Genomic DNA, 16,043 nt, shown 5'->3' with positions numbered 1-16,043 from the left:
ATGACCAAAACCTTAGAACGGCGGCTGCTGGAACCCGTGCTGGAGCCGCGGCTGAGTACCGGGCAGGGCGTGGCTCTGATTTTTGGAACGAATATTGGAGCCGGGGTGTTGAGCCTGCCTTATGCGGCGCGAAATGGTGGATTTTTGGCGCTCGCGGTGGCACTGCTGATTGCGGGAACGCTGACGACCATTTCGATGCTGTATATCGCGGAAGTTTCAATGCGGACTAAAGAGCCGCTGCAAATGTCCGGGCTGGCGGAGAAATATCTGGGCAATTGGGGGCGTTGGCTGGTGTTCGCCGCCATTGTGATTAATGCCTATGGGGCGTTGATTGCTTATGCGGCGGGTTCAGGACAGCTGGTCAATAATATTTTTGGGCTGCCGCCGGTGGCCGGCACGCTGATTTTCTATGCCATTGGAACCTTTGTGATTTACCGCGGGCTGCAGGCCACCGGGCTGGTGGAAGGAGCCATCACCACCGGCATGGCGTTGATTATTGCGATTTTGTGCGGATGGACTTTCTTTGGGCCAGGAATTTCGATCAGTAATGTGCTGGTGTTTCACCCCTATTTCATTGTGCCAATTTTGAATCTGGCGGTATTTACCTTCCTGGCGCAATATGTGGTGCCCGAAATTGCCCGTGGTATGCAGCACCATAATCCCGCTGGGGTACCTAAAGCCGTAATTGGCGGGATGATCGCTACCGCCTTCACCCTGGCATTAGTGCCCTTTGCTGCCCTTGGGCTGCTTGGACGCGAGGTAACCGAAGTGGTCACCATCGCGTGGGGTGAAGAACTAGGTGTGGTGGCGTATTACCTGGCGAATATTTTTGCGCTGTGTGCCATGCTGACCTCCTTTATTGCCATTGGGTTTACCGCCATGCGCAATTTCCTCGACATTGGTAAATGGGAGCAGCATGGGCCGGGCCGCATTGTGGCGACCCTGGCGACGATTACCCCGCCGTTGATTGTGGCCTTCCTCGGCTTAGGTGGTTTTGTTTCTGCCTTAAGTTATGCCGGTGGTTTTGCTGGGGCCGTGATGTCGGTGATTCCGGTGGCGTTATTGTGGGTATCGCGCAAGCAGGGCGATCATGAACCGCAATGGCGGGTGACCTGGCAGGGCAATGTGGTGATTCAGGCGACGATCATCCTGGTGTATGGGGTGGCATTTATCTATTCCATTTTGTCGATCCTGGGTGTGGTGCCCACGGGCTGGCAATAAGGATTACCTACTTTCGAGGTAGGGGTATGTATTTTTCGGGCAATAGGGAGTAAGCCATTCTTTCAAGGTTCGTCATTTCCGCGTAGGAAACTATCTTGCTAGCGCGGAAAGCTTTGTGGCGGACCCCTTGACCGAAGCGCGCTGGTATTCAGCGCGCACCACCTCCTTATGAGACCGAAGGAAAAGGGATATCCCAGATGCCAGATCATCAACAGGATGCGCCAGCTGCTGAGCTGGCGAAAGTCAATGCACAACACCAAGGCATGACCCAGGAAGATGCTGCGAAGGAACGTGCTGCGTATATTGCCGCGCTTGGGTTCCCGGTATTGGTGATTATTGGTGGTCTGATCGGCTACTTCTTTAATGAACAAACCCACAGCATTGCTGGCTGGACTTCGACGCTGCTGGGCATCGTGATGTTCGGCATGGGCTTAACCCTGCGCCCCGTGGACTTTGCGCTGGTGGCCAAGCGCCCACTGCCGGTGCTGGTGGGCGTGATCGCGCAATATGTGATCATGCCGCTGCTCGCGCTGGTGGTAGTCAAGATTATGGGACTGCCCAGTGAGATCGCTGCGGGTGTGATTCTGGTGGGTTGTGCCCCCGGTGGTACCAGCTCGAATGTGGTGTCTTATCTGGCCCGCGGTGATGTGGCGCTCTCGGTGACGATGACCTCCATCTCCACGCTTTTGGCGCCCATCTTCACCCCTCTTCTCACCTTGTGGTTGGCGGGGCAGTACATGCCGGTGAGCGCTGGTGCGATGGCGTGGTCCATTGTGAAGGTGGTGCTGATCCCCGTGGTGGCCGGTTTGGTGGTGCGCGTGCTGCTTAAGCGCGCAGTGGAAGCCATCTTGCCGGTGTTGCCGTGGATCTCGGTGGTGGCGATTGCCACGATCGTCGCGATTGTGGTTTCTGGCTCCAAAGACAGCATCGCCAAAGCTGGGCTGATTGTCTTCATTGCGGTGGTACTGCACAATGCCGGCGGCTACCTGCTGGGCTACCTTAGTGGGCGGGTGCTTGGCTATGAAGCACCTGTGCGCCGCACCATGTCGGTGGAAGTGGGTATGCAAAACTCCGGTTTGGCTGCCAGCTTGGCGGCCCAATACATGTCGCCCCTGGCTGCACTACCGGCCGCGGTATTTTCCGTTTGGCATAACCTCTCCGGTGCGATCCTGGCTGCCCTGTGTCGCCGCGCCGATGCACAAGACCGCACGAGGGTATAAGCCTGCTTGGTGGCTTAACGCATCTGATCATCACATGCTCAAGGGAAGGGAACTAGACTGTCTCGCATGACTGCTGCGATGTATGAGCTCATGGACTACGACGAGGTCCTAGAAAAGTACGACCCCGTTATGGGGCTCGAAGTTCACGTGGAATTAGCCACCGAAACCAAAATGTTTTCGGCTAGCTCCGCGCACTTCGGTGCCGACCCGAATACCAACGTGGACCCCACCTCCCTCGGGCTGCCCGGCGCACTGCCGGTGGTTAATGCCAAGGGCGTGGAATGGGCCATCAAAATTGGCTTGGCTTTAAATTGCAGCATCGCGGAATCCTCGCGCTTTGCCCGCAAAAATTATTTCTACCCGGACCAGCCGAAGAACTACCAGATCTCCCAATACGATGAGCCGATTGCCTATGACGGCTACCTCGACGTGGTGCTTGATGATGGCACCCCGTGGCGCATTGAGATTGAACGCGCCCATATGGAAGAAGACACCGGCAAGCTCACGCACCTCGGTGGGGCCGATGGCCGCATTACCGGTGCTACGGCTTCGCTGGTGGACTGCAACCGTGCTGGTGTTCCGCTTATTGAGATCGTGACCAAACCCATTGAAGGGGCAGGGGAGCGCGCCCCGGAAGTAGCCCGTGCCTATGTCACCGCTTTGCGTGAACTGGTGAAGGCGCTGGGCGTGTCCGATGCGCGCATGGACCAAGGCTCGATGCGCGTAGACTCCAACCTTTCGCTGCGCCCGGTGGGCACCACCGAGTTTGGCACTCGCACCGAGACGAAGAATATTAACTCCCTGAAATCCGTGGAGCAGGCGGTACGCTTCGAAATGCAGCGTCAAGCCTATTGCCTGGAAAATGGCGAGGAAATTGTTCAGGAAACCCGCCACTACCAGGAAACTGATGGTTCGACCTCCAAGGGGCGGCCGAAGGAAACCTCCGCAGATTATCGCTACTTCAATGATCCCGACCTGCCGCCGGTGATCGCACCGCGCGAATGGGTTGAAGAAATCCGCGCAACCCTGCCGGAACTACCCTGGGTACGCCGCGCCCGCATCCAAGAAGAATGGAAGCTTTCGGATGCCGAGATGCGCGACCTGGTGAACGCCGGTGCGCTGGAACTGATTATTGCCACCGTGGAAGAAGGCACCACCCCGGATGAAGCCCGGGCATGGTGGGTGTCCTACCTTTCCCAGAAGGCAAACCAGGCCGGTGTGGAACTTGAAGGCGTTGGCGTGAGCCCCACCCAGGTTGCCCGCGTGGTGGCTTTGGTTAATGAAGGCAAGCTCACCAACAAACTCGCCCGCCAAGCCATCGACGGTGTGCTTGCCGGCGAAGGTGATGTGGATGAGGTTATTAAGGCCCGCGGCCTGGAAGTGGTGCGCGATGATGGTGCCATTGAGAAGGCTGTGGATGAAGCCTTGGCCGCTAACCCGGACATCGTGGAGAAATACCGTGCTGGTAACCACAAGGTGACCGGTGCGATTGTGGGTGCCGTGATGAAGGCAACCCGCGGTAAGGCTGATCCTGCTCAGGTGAATAAGCTAATCGCTGAGAAGCTCGCCTAAAGCACGTAGCTCAATAACCTCCCCTCGCCGACCCCTGATGTTTCGGTGTGGGGAGGTTTTTGCATCTCCAAATGGGGGTAAGGGTGCACCACAACTGAACACTATGTATGCATAGTTATTTATGTGTACACCGTGTGTTTGCTAGGCTCTTTAACGCTAACACGCAGAAAAACCTAAGGAGTGTTCGGAGCTCGTGAAGAGATCCATCTCAATTGCTCTCGCTTTTGTGGGGCTTATGGTTGGTGCAGGTTTTGCCACCGGCCAGGAAGTTATCCAGTACTTTATTTCCTTCGGCCTCACCGGCATTTGGGGTGTGGTGCTCTCCGGCGTACTGATGACGCTGGCCGGGGCGGTGATCCTCCAACTTGGAAGCTACTTCATTGCGGATGAACATAACACCGTGTTCCGCAATGTCTCGCATCCCATTGTGTCGAGGATTCTGGACTGGTCAGTGGTGCTCACCCTATTCGCCGTTGGCTTTGTGATGCTTGCTGGTGCCGGCAGTAACCTGGAACAACAATTCGGGTTGAAGAGCTTTATTGGTGCCGGGATTATGACCTTGATGGTGATTGCCACCGGCTTCCTGGATGTGGATAAGGTCAGCAATATTATTTCCATGATCACCCCGGTGATCATTATTGCGGTGGTCTTTGTTTTCGGATGGACCATGTTACACCTGCCGGAAAGCACCGCTGGGCTGTCGGAGATGGCGGCGGAAAAGTCCTCGCCGGTGAGCCCCTGGTGGCTTTCTGCGCTGAACTATAACGGCCTAGCCCTCATGCTGGGTGTGTCTATGTGCCTGGTGATTGGTGGTAGCCACTCGGACCCCAAGGCTGCTGGCCGCGGCGGGTTGATGGGTGGGTTGCTCTATACCCTCATGTTGTTGATGGCAGCGCTCTCGCTCTTCTTTAATGGCCCGCTGGTGCTTGATGCACCGGTGCCCATGCTGGAGCTTTTCAACTCCATTAACCCCTGGTTGGCGCAGATTATGGTCTGGATTATCTTCGCGATGATCTATAACACCTGCATCGGCATGTTCTATGCCTTGGGTCGCCGACTCACGGCCTCCAAGCCGGAGCGTTTCGCGCCCGTATATATCGGAGTCTGCTTGATTGGCTATGCCGTGAGCTTCGTTGGATTCTCCACGCTGATGACCTATGTCTATCCCATCATCGGCTATATCGGCATCCTCATGGTTATGGTGCTGGTGGCGTGGTGGGCGAAATCCCGCGTGCGGATTAATCGCGAATCTAAGATCCGCGAACGCATTGGTGCGCTCTTGCACCGCCGCCTGCACCCGGAGCGCCGCTATACCCGCAAGCATGCCCAGCAATTGCGCAAGGCAGCGGAAGCAGCGGATGCCCCGAACCGCGATATCGTGGAAATGATTGGGGAAGAAGTTTCGGCGGAACTGGAGGCTGATCCGGAAGTGGATTATGAGCGCCCCGATAATATTTTGCCGCCGAAGGGTAAGACCGATCCGGCAATCGACGACGCCAGTGATTCGCATTCCCCCGCAAAAAATTAAGTGCGTGTGTACACCCGCACATAATGTATAGCCCCGCGAATAACCCCAGCTTGAGCGCCCCGATCTCGGGAAAGTAAAAATTCCCGAGAATAGTGGTTGAGCTGGGGTTATTGTTGTTTTTCTGAGGCTATGAAAGTGTGCTTTAGCACAGTTGTGGGCAGCTGCGCGCGGGTGGGGGCGAGTGGTGTGTCACACCATTGATAAGACTAAAGTGATTTCTTGTAGCGTACTGACTGGGAAGGATGGCGTTTTCGCCATGATTAAGAGAGTTCTCGCCGTGGCGATGGCTTTCGTCGGACTAAGTGTCGGCGCGGGCTTTGCTTCGGGACAAGAAATCCTCCAATTCTTTGTTGCTTTTGGCGTCAAGGGGTTAGGTGGCGCGATTTTCGCGGGGCTGGGAATGTGCCTCGTGGGGTTAGTGATGGTGCAATTGGGCAGCTATCACCAGGCAGACGAGCACACCGCGGTGCTTGATGAAATTGCGCCCACACCGCTGGCCAAACTTTTTGATGCGGCCGTGGTGCTCACCATTTTCTCCATCGGTTTTGTGATGTTTGCCGGGGCGGGCAGTAACCTCAAGCAACAATTTGGGCTGCCGACCTGGGTGGGGGCAGTGGTATTGCTGGTGATTGTGCTGGTATTGGGGCGCCTGGATGTGGATAAAGTCTCCAATGTTATTGGCGCAATCTCGCCGCTGATTGTGGTGTTTATTCTGGTGGCGTTTGTGTATTCCGTGATGAATATGCCGGCAGATTGGCATTCCTTGGTGCCTGAAACCGAAAAGATCCACACCACTTTGCCGAACTTCTGGATCGCGGCGCTGAACTATTTGGGCTTCTCTTTGATGGTGCCGGTGAGTATGTCCATCGTTATTGGTGGCTACCATCTCAACCCGCGGACCGCTGGGCTAGGTGGACTGCTCGGCGGCTTTATTTTCGGCCTGCTGCTGGTGTGTTCCGCCATTGCACTCTTTATTCAGGCAGCTACCGTGCGCCATGATGACCTGCCGATGTTGACCCTGGTAGGCAAGATGCACCCCTGGATGGGTACTGCGATGGCCGTGGTGATTTACCTGATGATTCTCAATAGCGCCATCGGTATGTTCTACGCGCTGGGGCGCCGCTTTACCAGCGATCATCCGGAGCGTTTCTACAAAGTATTTGTGGGCTTAACGCTGAGCGGCTTCGTTATTAGTTTCTTCGGTTTCCGCACCTTGGTGACCTATGTGTACCCGATTCTGGGGTATGTGGGCGTGGCCTTAAGTGTGCTGATGGTGCTCTCGTGGATTAAGGATCGCGCGCTGATTAAGGCCGAAACTGAACGACGGATTAGGGTGCGTGATTTGGTGACCTTGAAGCTGGATCCGGCGAAGCCCTTTACCAGGCGCGACCGCCGGGATTTGGCGAAGGAGATTGCCGATTCCAATATTGATGACCATGAATTGCGCGAAACCATGGAAGGCAAGATCGGCAAGCTCCTAGAGGATGGTACTGAGCCGCACTAGAGAGGTGCTCGGGTGGCTGCTTGTTGAGCTGCTCGGGTAGGTGCTCGGGTGGCTGCTTGTTGAGCTGCTCGGGTAGGTGCTTGGGTGGCTGCTCGGGTGAAAGTGGCGAAATGGGCTATCAGACAGGCACACTTGAAGACATGAGCTACTTACCTGCGCCTGACCGCTATGAGACCATGCCGTATCGCACGGTCGGACATTCCGGTTTGAAACTTCCCGTCATCTCTTTGGGCCTATGGCATAACTTCGGTGATGACCGCCCGCTGGATCAACAGCGGGCCATCATCCGCCGGGCCTTTGACCGCGGAGTAACCCACTTTGACCTGGCCAATAACTATGGCCCGCCCTATGGCTCCGCGGAAACTAATTTCGGCCGCATTTTAAAAGCGGACCTGAAGAACCACCGCGATGAACTCATTATTTCCTCCAAGGCCGGATGGGATATGTGGCCCGGCCCCTATGGCTTCGGTGGTTCGCGGAAGTACCTGGTCAGCTCCTTGGATCAATCCCTCGAGCGCATGGGCGTGGATTATGTAGACATTTTCTATCACCACCGCCCGGACCCGGATACGCCGCTGGAGGAAACCCTCTACGCGCTGCGCGATATTGTGGCTTCCGGGAAGGCCCTATATGTGGGCATTTCTTCCTATGGTCCGGAGCTCACCGCGGAAGCCGCGGAATTCATGGCCGATGAGGGCTGCCCCTTGCTGATCCACCAGCCCAGCTACTCCATTGTGAACCGCTGGGTGGAAGAACCCGGTGAAGACGGTGACTCGCTGTTAGAGACCTGCGCGGATACCGGGTTGGGCGTGATTGCCTTCTCGCCGCTGGCACAGGGCCTGCTAACGGATCGCTACTTGGATGGCATTCCGGAGGACTCCCGCGTGGCGGCACATAAGTCCTTTGATGAGGACATGCTCAGCGATAAGAACCTGGATATGGTGCGCCGCCTTAACGATATTGCCCAGGAGCGTGGCCAAACCCTCGCGCAGATGGCCTTGGCGTGGATCTTGCGTCCCCAAGGTGATTATGGCGAGGAGACTGTGACCTCGGCGCTGGTGGGTGCTTCCTCGGTGGAGCAATTGGACCAGAACCTAGACACTATCAATAACCTGGAGTTCAGCGATGCGGAACTCAAGGCCATTGATGATGTGGCCTTCGATGCGGGCATTAATATTTGGGCGCAAGCCACCGCCTCGAAGATCCGTGAGGATGACGAGGACTAAAGCCGCGGCTACATAGTCAGCAATTTAAGCGCCAGGGTTGTCAGCACTAAGGCAACCCCGGCGTTTATGCCGCGCCAGACTTGGGGGCTGGATAGGGGAGTGGCAAGCGCACGGGCGCCATAGCCTAAGGCGGGGAACCAGATGAGGCTGGCAAGAATGCAGCCGCCGATGAAATACCAGCGCTCCGGGCCGACATATTGGTTGGCGATACCACCAATGATGACCAAGGCATCCACATAGGCGCCGGGATTGAGCCAGGTCATAAGCAGGGCAGCGGTGACTGGTTTGACCCAGGTTTTTTGGGCGCGGACGCGTTCTTTGGTGAGCACCGCGCTACCGGAATGGAGGGGTTCGGTGGAGGTGGTGTGGGTGGTGTTTTGTGTGGTGGGTGCGCTGTTTGTAGACGCTGCCGTGGGCGCTGATGTGGGCGCGGAGTTTTCGATGTCTTGGACTGCGACCTTGGGGTAGATGGCGTCGCGAGCGGAGAGGAAAGCGAACCAGAGCAGGTAGGCCACCCCGGCATAACGAATTGCGTTCATTACTTGGGGTAGGTGCGCAATGATGCCGCCCACGCCGAGAGCACCGGCGGTACACAACAAGATCTCGGAAATAACGCAGGTGATGATGACTGCGGTAATGCCGGTTTTGCGGATACCGGTTTTTAGCACCAGGAGATTCTGGGGTCCAATAGCCAAAATCAGGGAGAAACCCAGTGCGAGTCCGGCAAGGACGATCGGAAACGAAGTGCTCATGGCTCTCATTCTCAAAGCAACGCCCGAATAAGTCCATTTATATTTTCTTGAGATGGCTTAGAATAGCTTCATGAACCCGGCACAGTTGAGCACCCTCCTCGCTATCCTCGACGAAGGCAGTTTTGAAGCCGCTGCTGCGCAGCTGGCGATCACCCCTTCGGCGGTGAGTCAGCGCATTAAGGCGTTAGAAAAACAGGTGGGGAGGATTCTTATTCACCGGACCGCGCCACCAACCGCTACCGAAGCGGGCGAAGTGTTGGTGCAGGCCGCCAGGAGGATGGCGCTGTTGCAGGCGGAAACGGATGCGCGGCTGCGGGAGCGCTTGGATCGTGTGCCCTTGAGCATTGCAGTGAATGCGGACTCTGTGGCTACCTGGTTTTCCCCGGTGTTTAGGAGCGTGGCCCAAGCCGGCGAAGCGACTTTGAGGTTGCGGATTGAAGATGAGGCGCACACCCTGAACCTCTTGCGCAGAGGTGATGTGATGGGGGCGGTGACCCGGGAATCTCAGCCGGTGTCAGGCTGTGACTCCTTATCTTTAGGTGTGATGCATTATCGCGCCGTAGGAACCGCGGAACTACGCGATGCCTTTCGTTTAGATAATGGCGAATTGGATTGGGCGGCGATGCCGGCGCTTCGTTTCGGTCCAAGGGATGCGCTGCAGGATGAAGACCTGCATGGGCGTGTACAATCAGCCACCTTGGGGCAGCGCAGGATCTCGAATATTCCCAGCTCAGAGGCTTTTGTCAAAGCTTGTTGCGCGGGGTTGGGGTGGGCGCTGGTGCCGGAATTACAGTGTTGCCCCTTGGTGGAAAGCGGGGAGCTGGTGTGCCTTGATGATGAGGTGCTTTCGGTGGAGTTGCATTGGCAGCGCTGGCGCTTGGAATCTCGACTATTAGAGGGGTTGACCAGGGCAGTGGTGGATGCTGCACACCAGGTTCTCGAACAAAAAGACTAATTAAGAAGAGGGTGTGACCCAGCGGATTAGTTAAGGTGTGCCCCGTGATGTTTACGCCCACCCACTTGCTTGCCCAAGCTGAAATGAGAACCCCAGGCACCCGATCTCGAGAAGCTTTGCCCAAAGTTTTCTTCGCGATTGTGATGACTGTGTGCGCTGTTGTGCTGGGGGCATGTGGGGAGCCGCGAACGGTGGTGGTGACCAATACCGAGACGGTGACCAGCACTGAACAGGTGACGACCACGGTGGAGGTTACCGCGGGATCGCTTGGGGAGCCGGTGGCAGGGGAGTCCGAGTCGGAGGAAGTGAGCGGGACGGTGACTGCGCCGGTACCGCTTCCTGAGGGGAGTTCAGCCCGCGAGCTGTTGAACACTTTGGAGATTAAGGGACGCGCGCCGAAAACTGGGTATGAGCGGGCGAAATTTGGGCAGCGTTGGAGCGATGATGTGGAGGTGGAATTTGGGCATAACGGATGCGATACTCGAAATGACATTTTGAATCGCGATTTAAAGAATGTGACCTATAAACCACGAACTCGAGATTGCGTGGTGCTCACGGGCACCCTGGAGGACCCATATTCCGGTGAGATTATTGAGTTTGAACGTGGGTCGGAAAGTGCGAAAGTGCAGATCGATCATGTGGTGCCGCTGGCGGATGCGTGGGTGAAGGGGGCACAGCAATTAAGTGAGCAAGCGCGCCGGAATTTTGCGAATGATCCGCGGAATTTGCTGGCGGTGGATGGGCGCTTGAACCAGCAAAAAGGGGCTGGGGATGCGGCGACATGGTTGCCGCCGGCGAAGGGTTTTCGCTGCGAGTATGTGAGTCGACAAGTGGAGGTAAAAGCGGCGTATCGGTTGTGGGTGACGCAGGCGGAATATGAGGCGATTGATCGGGTGCTGAGTGGTTGTGGGCAGTCAGTTTCTTAAAGAAATTTGCATATGCGCAGGCTGTATTCCGGAAATGAGGGGATAACAAGCGGCTAACAAGTTCCCATCTTTTCGTACACACGCCGCGGCGGCTACCGATGTTCGGGCTTAGCCTCGCCTATTGTGGCAGGCATGACGAATAACAATAATCAGGTGCCCGATCGCGCGGGCGCCAATGATTTCGATGACCTGGATGTGCCCACCTACCGCGGTGATGGTGCGGCCCCGGAAAACAAAGTTAGCTCCGGGGACGATATTTACTCGCGGACTGGTCGTGCTGCGCCGCAGTCCATTCCCCCGCGTGCGGATGCGGAGACGGTCTCCCTAGACCGCACTGAAGCACCGCTGCAGTCGGATGCGCCTGTGCACTCGGATGCTCCTTTGCGTTCTGACGCTCCTTTGCGTTCTGACGCTCCGACCACCGCTTTTGATCGGCCGAGTACGCCTCCTCCGGCTGCACCTGCGGCACCTGCGGCGGAGCCTTATCGGGACCAAGATTTTGCGCAGCCCGCGGCACCGCGCCCGGCTCAACCGGAAGTGATTGCCCCGCCGGCAGCCCCTGTGGCCACGCCTGCGCCGGGTTATCCGGAAAATGGTTACCTCACCGACCAAGAAGAAGAGGAAGCTGCCGTTGCTTTAGATCCTCGCCGCGGCACCATGGACTGGGGCATTCTGATCCTGCGTCTTTTGCTCGGGGCTTACCTGGTGATCACTGCGCTGGGTACCTTCTTCCGCCTCGGCGGTAATTCCGGGCTTAGCGGGCTGGAAGCGGAATTCGCCAGCTATAACCAGGCATCGCTGCTTTCCATTGCGGTGCCGAGCATGCAATTGGCTGCTGGTGTGTTCTTGATCTTCGGCCTGATTACTCCGCTGTTTGCGGCGGTCGCGACTATTGTCACGTCCTTTATGGCGCTGCATGCGCTGACTCAAAGTGGAGTTGGCTTTAATGTCTTCGCCTGGCCGGAGACCGTGACCCTGCCGATTATGCTGCTGGTGATTTCCCTGGTTCTGCAGTTCACCGGCCCGGGTCTTTACTCCTTCGACCTCAACCGCTCCTGGGCACGTCGCCCCTTGGCTAGCTCCTGGATCTTCGTGGTCCTGGCGATCGCCGGTGGCGTGGCACTGTGGTGGTTCGGCGCAGGTGTCAACCCGCTGCGCTAAGTAGGCTGAGAGCCTTTCGGCGCCTGAGTGCCATTTGGGGCTTGGGCCTTTTGGGGCTTGGGCCTTTTGGGGCTCGAGAGCCTTGAAGCACCTCGCGCTTTCGCGGGGTGCTTTTTCTATTGCTCGTATTGGGTGGCGCTTGCGCCTTAGGCGTTGCTTGCGGCGTGTGGGTTGTGTTGCCTGCGGGAGCCTTCGCCGCGGGAGCTCCACAGAGTCCACGCAATAGTGAGTAAGAGGGCGAGGGCTAGCCAGGTGAAATCACTGACCAGGATCTTCTGCCAGAAATTCAGGAAGTAGCCACTATTGCCATCCCCGTACCACCACTTGGGCGGTTCCCTGAGTACCCAGCAGGCCCAAAGCGCGACAACGCCGAGCATCGCCCAGTTCTTTAGATGCGCTGCCCATGCTGCGGCGACCGGCAGCACCAGCGCCAACCACACCCAGTGATGCGACCAAGACACCGGGGAAATCAGCAACATCACTACGGCGTTGACCAGCCAGGATTCGACTTCCAGGCCGCGTTTTAATAATGCCCACATAATCAGCGCACCACCGATAATGGTGCCGATAACCAGGATCAGCCACACCGGGGCTAGCCAGCTGGAATGCAGCATGGCATCTTCAGAAAGGTGCCAGCGCATGAGCATGCCCTTGAGTGAAGAATTCGAGGTATAAGCGGTATCCACTCCGAAGTCAGCTTTAGTACCAAGACCGAAGATGACGGTAGAGAAATATTCCTTGGTGGCATCGAAACGCACCAGGGCTGCCACCGCGGTCATAAGTAGCGCGGATACTCCTGCGGTGATAATGGCGCGGAAGTCCTTGCGGAGCAGGAAGAAAAGCAGCATCGCTAAGGGCGTGAGCTTGATGGCGGCGGCAATACCGATAAGTGAGCCTTGGGGAAGCCAGCGGCGCCTGGGTACGAGGTCGAAAACCACCAGGGACATAATCACAATATTGATTTGGGCGAAACCGGCGTTGAGCCACACCGGCTCCATCATGAGCACCAAGGGCCAGCACACGGCCGCCAACACCAGGCCATAGCGGCGGGAGAATACTGCTCGGGCGGTGAAATAGAGGCAGCCGAGAAGCAAAACCCCGGACAGCCGGATCATAATATTGCCGGCTAGGTCATCATTGATGCCGGGGATGAGCACCAGTGGCGACATGATGAGCGCCCCGAAAGGTGGGTAAATAAAAGGCAGCTCCAGATCGCCCACATTCATGGGCACGGAGTAGACCGGCTCGCCTGCAAGGAAGGCGCGAACACCTTCGCGGTAGACCGCCATATCAACCGGGAAATCGGTGATGCGGGTTTGTTTGAAAATCGCAGCGGCGCCGGCGAGCAGGCCAAGCACCGTGAGGATATTCAAAAGATCAGCGAGGCGGTAGCCATCAAAAGAAGATGCACTGCGGGGAGAAGAAGTCGGGCTGCTCTTTATCACCGGACTAAGGGTAGAAGGTCCTTTCTAGCTAGTCCACCTGGGATTCTGGTTTGCGCTCTTCTTGGGGGTTTGGCTGCGCCGCGGGCTTTGCTACGGGCTGTGCCGCGGCCTCTGCCTGACGCTCTGCCTTAGGCTCCGCCTGCGCCTCTGCCTGACGCTCTGCCTTAGGCTCTGCCTGCGCCTCCCCGGGGATGGCTTCATCCGGGTGCGTTGCCGCATACTCCTCGCGGGTCATCAGCACCTGGCGGCCATCCTTATAAGTGACCACGATCTTCTCATCCGCTGCGGCACGGCCTTCGCTCAACGCATCCTGGATGCGGCCTTGGGAGGCAACCGAAAGCTCCGGTAAGGAATTGAAGGACACGGCCGGAAGATTGAAGGTGCTGCCATCGCGGCGTTGCGCAAAGGTGCTGCCACCTTTAAACCCAATGCCCTGGAAATCCTCCCAGGTGACAGACTGGTTGCCGCGGAAACCATACTTCGCGCTGATTCCTTTAGTGGGGGACACCTCGGTGCGGGCGCGCAGCGTCCAATAGATATACCCCAGCGGGAAAAGTAGTAACCACCCGAGTTTGAGAGGCTCCGCCCCGATACCCAATAAGCTGATGAGGGTAATAAGCACCGCGGCGAAAATATGGGTGCGTTCGGGGCGGAAAACCTTGGTTTCAGAACCAGTGACAGAATCAGCCATGGGGACCATGCTAACGCACAGGTGTTGTGGTACTTACTTCCGATGATCTCTCAGTGGGGGAGACCCGAGCGGTAGAGCTCTCCGAGCCACGCTCATCCGGGGCATTCCCTGGCGTTGAGGTAGCCGTATCCCGCGGCGTTTCCTCAGGATTCGGCCGCGTGCCCGCCTCGGCACTTTCCCGAGGTGTCTCCCGCACCCCATCCCGAGGAGTTTCCTGAGGCTGCTGCGTGCCAGTAGTCGGCACCGGCGAGCTCACACTAGGAGACACCGGCGCCGAGGGCGAGCTAGGTGCCGGAGTTGAGGTGGAGGACGTAGAAGACCGTGGGGGAGCCAACCAACCATCCGGGCCATCCCAGTTCTCCCCGGTTTGAAGCGTCATCCCGCGCAACACAATGAGCAACCCCAATAAGAAGAGCAAGAAACCAGTAGAGGGCCGGATCTTCCCACCCAAGGAGAGGATTTGGCGCGTCGCCCCCTTATAGTGCTCGGTCCTAAAAAGCCCACTCATCCCCGCAGCCTCATCAACTTCTTCTTCTGTTCGCGCCATGCGGCTCAGTTTGGGTTGTGGCCCGTTGAGGTTATCGGTGCTAGCGGGATCCTGAATCTCATGAACTTCCGCCGCCCCGGCGCGCGGCGAATGATAATGCTCACCTGGGGCTGGTTCAGGAACATCCATCCCCGGAATATGCGCTTTCAGATCGCGCTGAACATGCCCAGTCATGGTGGTGGCGGAACCATACTCATCCCAGAATTCCGAGACAATCGCGGTACGAATCGCACGCTCTACCGCCCACTGCGAACCCGCATTCACCTGAACCAATAGCCGCATATCCATCATCCAGGGCATCCCCACCGTGGTCGGGGGAGTAATGCTCACCGCTGGTTGTACCTCTAAATCCCCACGGATCATCGGCTGAATATCGCTACGCTCCAAAGCACCTTGGGCAGCGCGCCGGGAACGCTCAATTGCTTCCTGCGGAGAATCAGACCCCAATAGCGGCACCGGAATCACCACTACCGCGCAAGACCAATAGTTAGAGGAGTTGATGCACACCCGCGCAGTGGAGTTCGGAATAATCACCGTTTCTTCTGCCAAGGTGCGGATCCGCGTTGCCCGCATGGTGATTTGGATGACGGTGCCTTCCACCTGAATGCCATTGCCCTCAAAGCGCACCCAATCGCCCACACCGAATTGCTTCTCGGTGAGGATGAAGAACCCAGCTAAGAAGTCCGCGATGATGCTTTGAGCACCTAAACCAATAGCAGCCGAAGCAACCGTGGCGGGGATCGCTGCACCCACCAAAGAGAAGCCCAGGATTTTCAGCAGTGCCACCAACAAGAGGAAGTAGGCCAGCAGCTGTCCTAGATAGACAGCTACCCCCGCGAAGGCGCGCCGGGTTTTGCCCTCATCGTGGTCATCTCGGGAGGCAATGGAGTGGTCAACAATGCGGATAATAAAGCGCCCCACCCGGGGCACTAAAAACGCAGCAACAACCACTAAAGCGAGAGGTAACCCAGTGTGGGCGGCCCAGTTCCACAGCAGGTTCGCAATGTAGGAGTTCGGCATGACAGCGATGGTAGCCCCGCCACCGCCGTCGTAGGGGTACAGATAGCCCACCTTCAACCCGAATTGTGATTTATCTTTCCGCCCTTTAGAATCATGGCCATGATCATCACTCGACTTATTCTCGTACCGTGCCGGCGCCTGCCGTGACGGACGAATAGTCGTACACAGCAAGCGCCCTCGACACCACGAAACACGTGGCTGCTCGGGGGCTTTCTCATTGTTAGGGCTAACATCCCATGTACAAGGAATGATGATCTCGGACTTCAACACCCCTT

Annotated in this window: 13 protein-coding genes; 9 read left to right on the top strand and 4 right to left on the bottom strand. The window is 57.2% G+C overall.

All coding sequences use genetic code 11. The features are described 5' to 3' along the window. The 6 genes from BMZ01_RS05425 to mgrA all read left to right on the top strand — a co-directional run bounded on the left by BMZ01_RS05425 (window position 1) and on the right by mgrA (window position 8,271). A complete protein-coding gene (locus tag BMZ01_RS05425; protein WP_092285237.1) occupies window positions 1–1,221 on the top strand; it encodes an aromatic amino acid transport family protein in 1,221 nt (406 codons plus the stop codon). A gap of 263 nt (window positions 1,222–1,484) precedes the next feature. Next, on the top strand, window positions 1,485–2,441 hold the full coding sequence (locus tag BMZ01_RS05420; protein WP_092285401.1) for a bile acid:sodium symporter family protein: 957 nt from the start codon (window positions 1,485–1,487) through the stop codon (window positions 2,439–2,441). Between the two features lie 66 nt (window positions 2,442–2,507). Further along, window positions 2,508–4,013 carry an Asp-tRNA(Asn)/Glu-tRNA(Gln) amidotransferase subunit GatB gene (gene gatB, locus BMZ01_RS05415; RefSeq protein ID WP_092285232.1) on the top strand — a complete coding sequence of 502 codons (1,506 nt, stop codon included), beginning with the start codon at window positions 2,508–2,510 and terminating at the stop codon, window positions 4,011–4,013. Window positions 4,014–4,206: 193 nt separating this feature from the next. Further along, entirely contained in the window at window positions 4,207–5,541 is a 1,335-nt protein-coding gene (locus tag BMZ01_RS05410) for a YkvI family membrane protein (protein WP_223845821.1), read from the top strand. A 256-nt stretch (window positions 5,542–5,797) separates the two neighbouring features. Further along, a complete protein-coding gene (locus BMZ01_RS05405) occupies window positions 5,798–7,045 on the top strand; it encodes a YkvI family membrane protein (RefSeq protein WP_092285230.1) in 1,248 nt (415 codons plus the stop codon). Window positions 7,046–7,185: 140 nt separating this feature from the next. Next, a complete protein-coding gene (gene mgrA, locus BMZ01_RS05400) occupies window positions 7,186–8,271 on the top strand; it encodes an L-glyceraldehyde 3-phosphate reductase (RefSeq protein WP_177180073.1) in 1,086 nt (361 codons plus the stop codon). Between the two features lie 8 nt (window positions 8,272–8,279). Here the strand turns inward: mgrA and BMZ01_RS05395 are convergent, their stop codons facing one another. After that, window positions 8,280–9,023, bottom strand: coding sequence for a LysE/ArgO family amino acid transporter (locus tag BMZ01_RS05395; RefSeq protein WP_092285226.1), 744 nt, complete (start codon window positions 9,021–9,023; stop codon window positions 8,280–8,282). Between the two features lie 70 nt (window positions 9,024–9,093). On the opposite strand from BMZ01_RS05395, the gene BMZ01_RS05390 reads away from it, so the two are divergent. The 3 genes from BMZ01_RS05390 (at window position 9,094) to BMZ01_RS05380 (ending at window position 12,065) form a co-directional block, all read left to right on the top strand. Continuing rightward, window positions 9,094–9,978 carry a LysR family transcriptional regulator ArgP gene (locus BMZ01_RS05390; RefSeq protein ID WP_092285224.1) on the top strand — a complete coding sequence of 295 codons (885 nt, stop codon included), beginning with the start codon at window positions 9,094–9,096 and terminating at the stop codon, window positions 9,976–9,978. A 47-nt stretch (window positions 9,979–10,025) separates the two neighbouring features. After that, window positions 10,026–10,904: an HNH endonuclease family protein gene (locus BMZ01_RS11530; protein ID WP_395890505.1), complete on the top strand. Its 879-nt coding sequence runs from the start codon at window positions 10,026–10,028 to the stop codon at window positions 10,902–10,904. 132 nt (window positions 10,905–11,036) lie between these two features. Next, entirely contained in the window at window positions 11,037–12,065 is a 1,029-nt protein-coding gene (locus BMZ01_RS05380) for a DoxX family protein (protein ID WP_092285222.1), read from the top strand. 146 nt (window positions 12,066–12,211) lie between these two features. Here BMZ01_RS05380 and BMZ01_RS05375 read toward each other — a convergent pair whose 3' ends face one another. Genes BMZ01_RS05375 through BMZ01_RS05365 form a run of 3 tightly spaced genes read right to left on the bottom strand, consistent with a single transcriptional unit; the run spans window position 12,212 to window position 15,768 of the window. Further along, window positions 12,212–13,510 (bottom strand): glycosyltransferase family 87 protein, encoded by a 1,299-nt coding sequence (locus BMZ01_RS05375; RefSeq protein WP_223845820.1) that lies wholly within the window; start codon window positions 13,508–13,510, stop codon window positions 12,212–12,214. A gap of 28 nt (window positions 13,511–13,538) precedes the next feature. Continuing rightward, complete coding sequence (locus BMZ01_RS05370; protein ID WP_223845819.1) at window positions 13,539–14,201, bottom strand: PH domain-containing protein; 663 nt, start codon at window positions 14,199–14,201, stop codon at window positions 13,539–13,541. 10 nt (window positions 14,202–14,211) lie between these two features. Beyond that, on the bottom strand, window positions 14,212–15,768 hold the full coding sequence (locus BMZ01_RS05365; RefSeq protein ID WP_092285395.1) for a mechanosensitive ion channel family protein: 1,557 nt from the start codon (window positions 15,766–15,768) through the stop codon (window positions 14,212–14,214). Window positions 15,769–16,043: the final 275 nt, after the last annotated feature.

Origin of the sequence: Corynebacterium spheniscorum (assembly GCF_900113445.1) — a bacterium.
Taxonomy (GTDB): Bacteria; Actinomycetota; Actinomycetes; order Mycobacteriales; family Mycobacteriaceae; genus Corynebacterium; species Corynebacterium spheniscorum.
This window is presented reverse-complemented; position numbering and strand designations above follow the sequence as displayed.

Bases quoted from the DNA above. Each gene is read 5' to 3' on its own strand.
- BMZ01_RS05425 (WP_092285237.1), top strand. From the start codon at position 1: ATGACCAAAACCTTAGAACGGCGGCTGCTGGAACCCGTGCTGGAGCCG.
- BMZ01_RS05420 (WP_092285401.1), top strand. From the start codon at position 1,485: ATGACCCAGGAAGATGCTGCGAAGGAACGTGCTGCGTATATTGCCGCG.
- gatB (WP_092285232.1), top strand. From the start codon at position 2,508: ATGACTGCTGCGATGTATGAGCTCATGGACTACGACGAGGTCCTAGAA.
- BMZ01_RS05405 (WP_092285230.1), top strand. From the start codon at position 5,798: ATGATTAAGAGAGTTCTCGCCGTGGCGATGGCTTTCGTCGGACTAAGT.
- mgrA (WP_177180073.1), top strand. From the start codon at position 7,186: ATGAGCTACTTACCTGCGCCTGACCGCTATGAGACCATGCCGTATCGC.
- BMZ01_RS05395 (WP_092285226.1), bottom strand. From the start codon at position 9,023: ATGAGCACTTCGTTTCCGATCGTCCTTGCCGGACTCGCACTGGGTTTC.
- BMZ01_RS05390 (WP_092285224.1), top strand. From the start codon at position 9,094: ATGAACCCGGCACAGTTGAGCACCCTCCTCGCTATCCTCGACGAAGGC.
- BMZ01_RS11530 (WP_395890505.1), top strand. From the start codon at position 10,026: ATGTTTACGCCCACCCACTTGCTTGCCCAAGCTGAAATGAGAACCCCA.
- BMZ01_RS05380 (WP_092285222.1), top strand. From the start codon at position 11,037: ATGACGAATAACAATAATCAGGTGCCCGATCGCGCGGGCGCCAATGAT.
- BMZ01_RS05370 (WP_223845819.1), bottom strand. From the start codon at position 14,201: ATGGCTGATTCTGTCACTGGTTCTGAAACCAAGGTTTTCCGCCCCGAA.
- BMZ01_RS05365 (WP_092285395.1), bottom strand. From the start codon at position 15,768: ATGCCGAACTCCTACATTGCGAACCTGCTGTGGAACTGGGCCGCCCAC.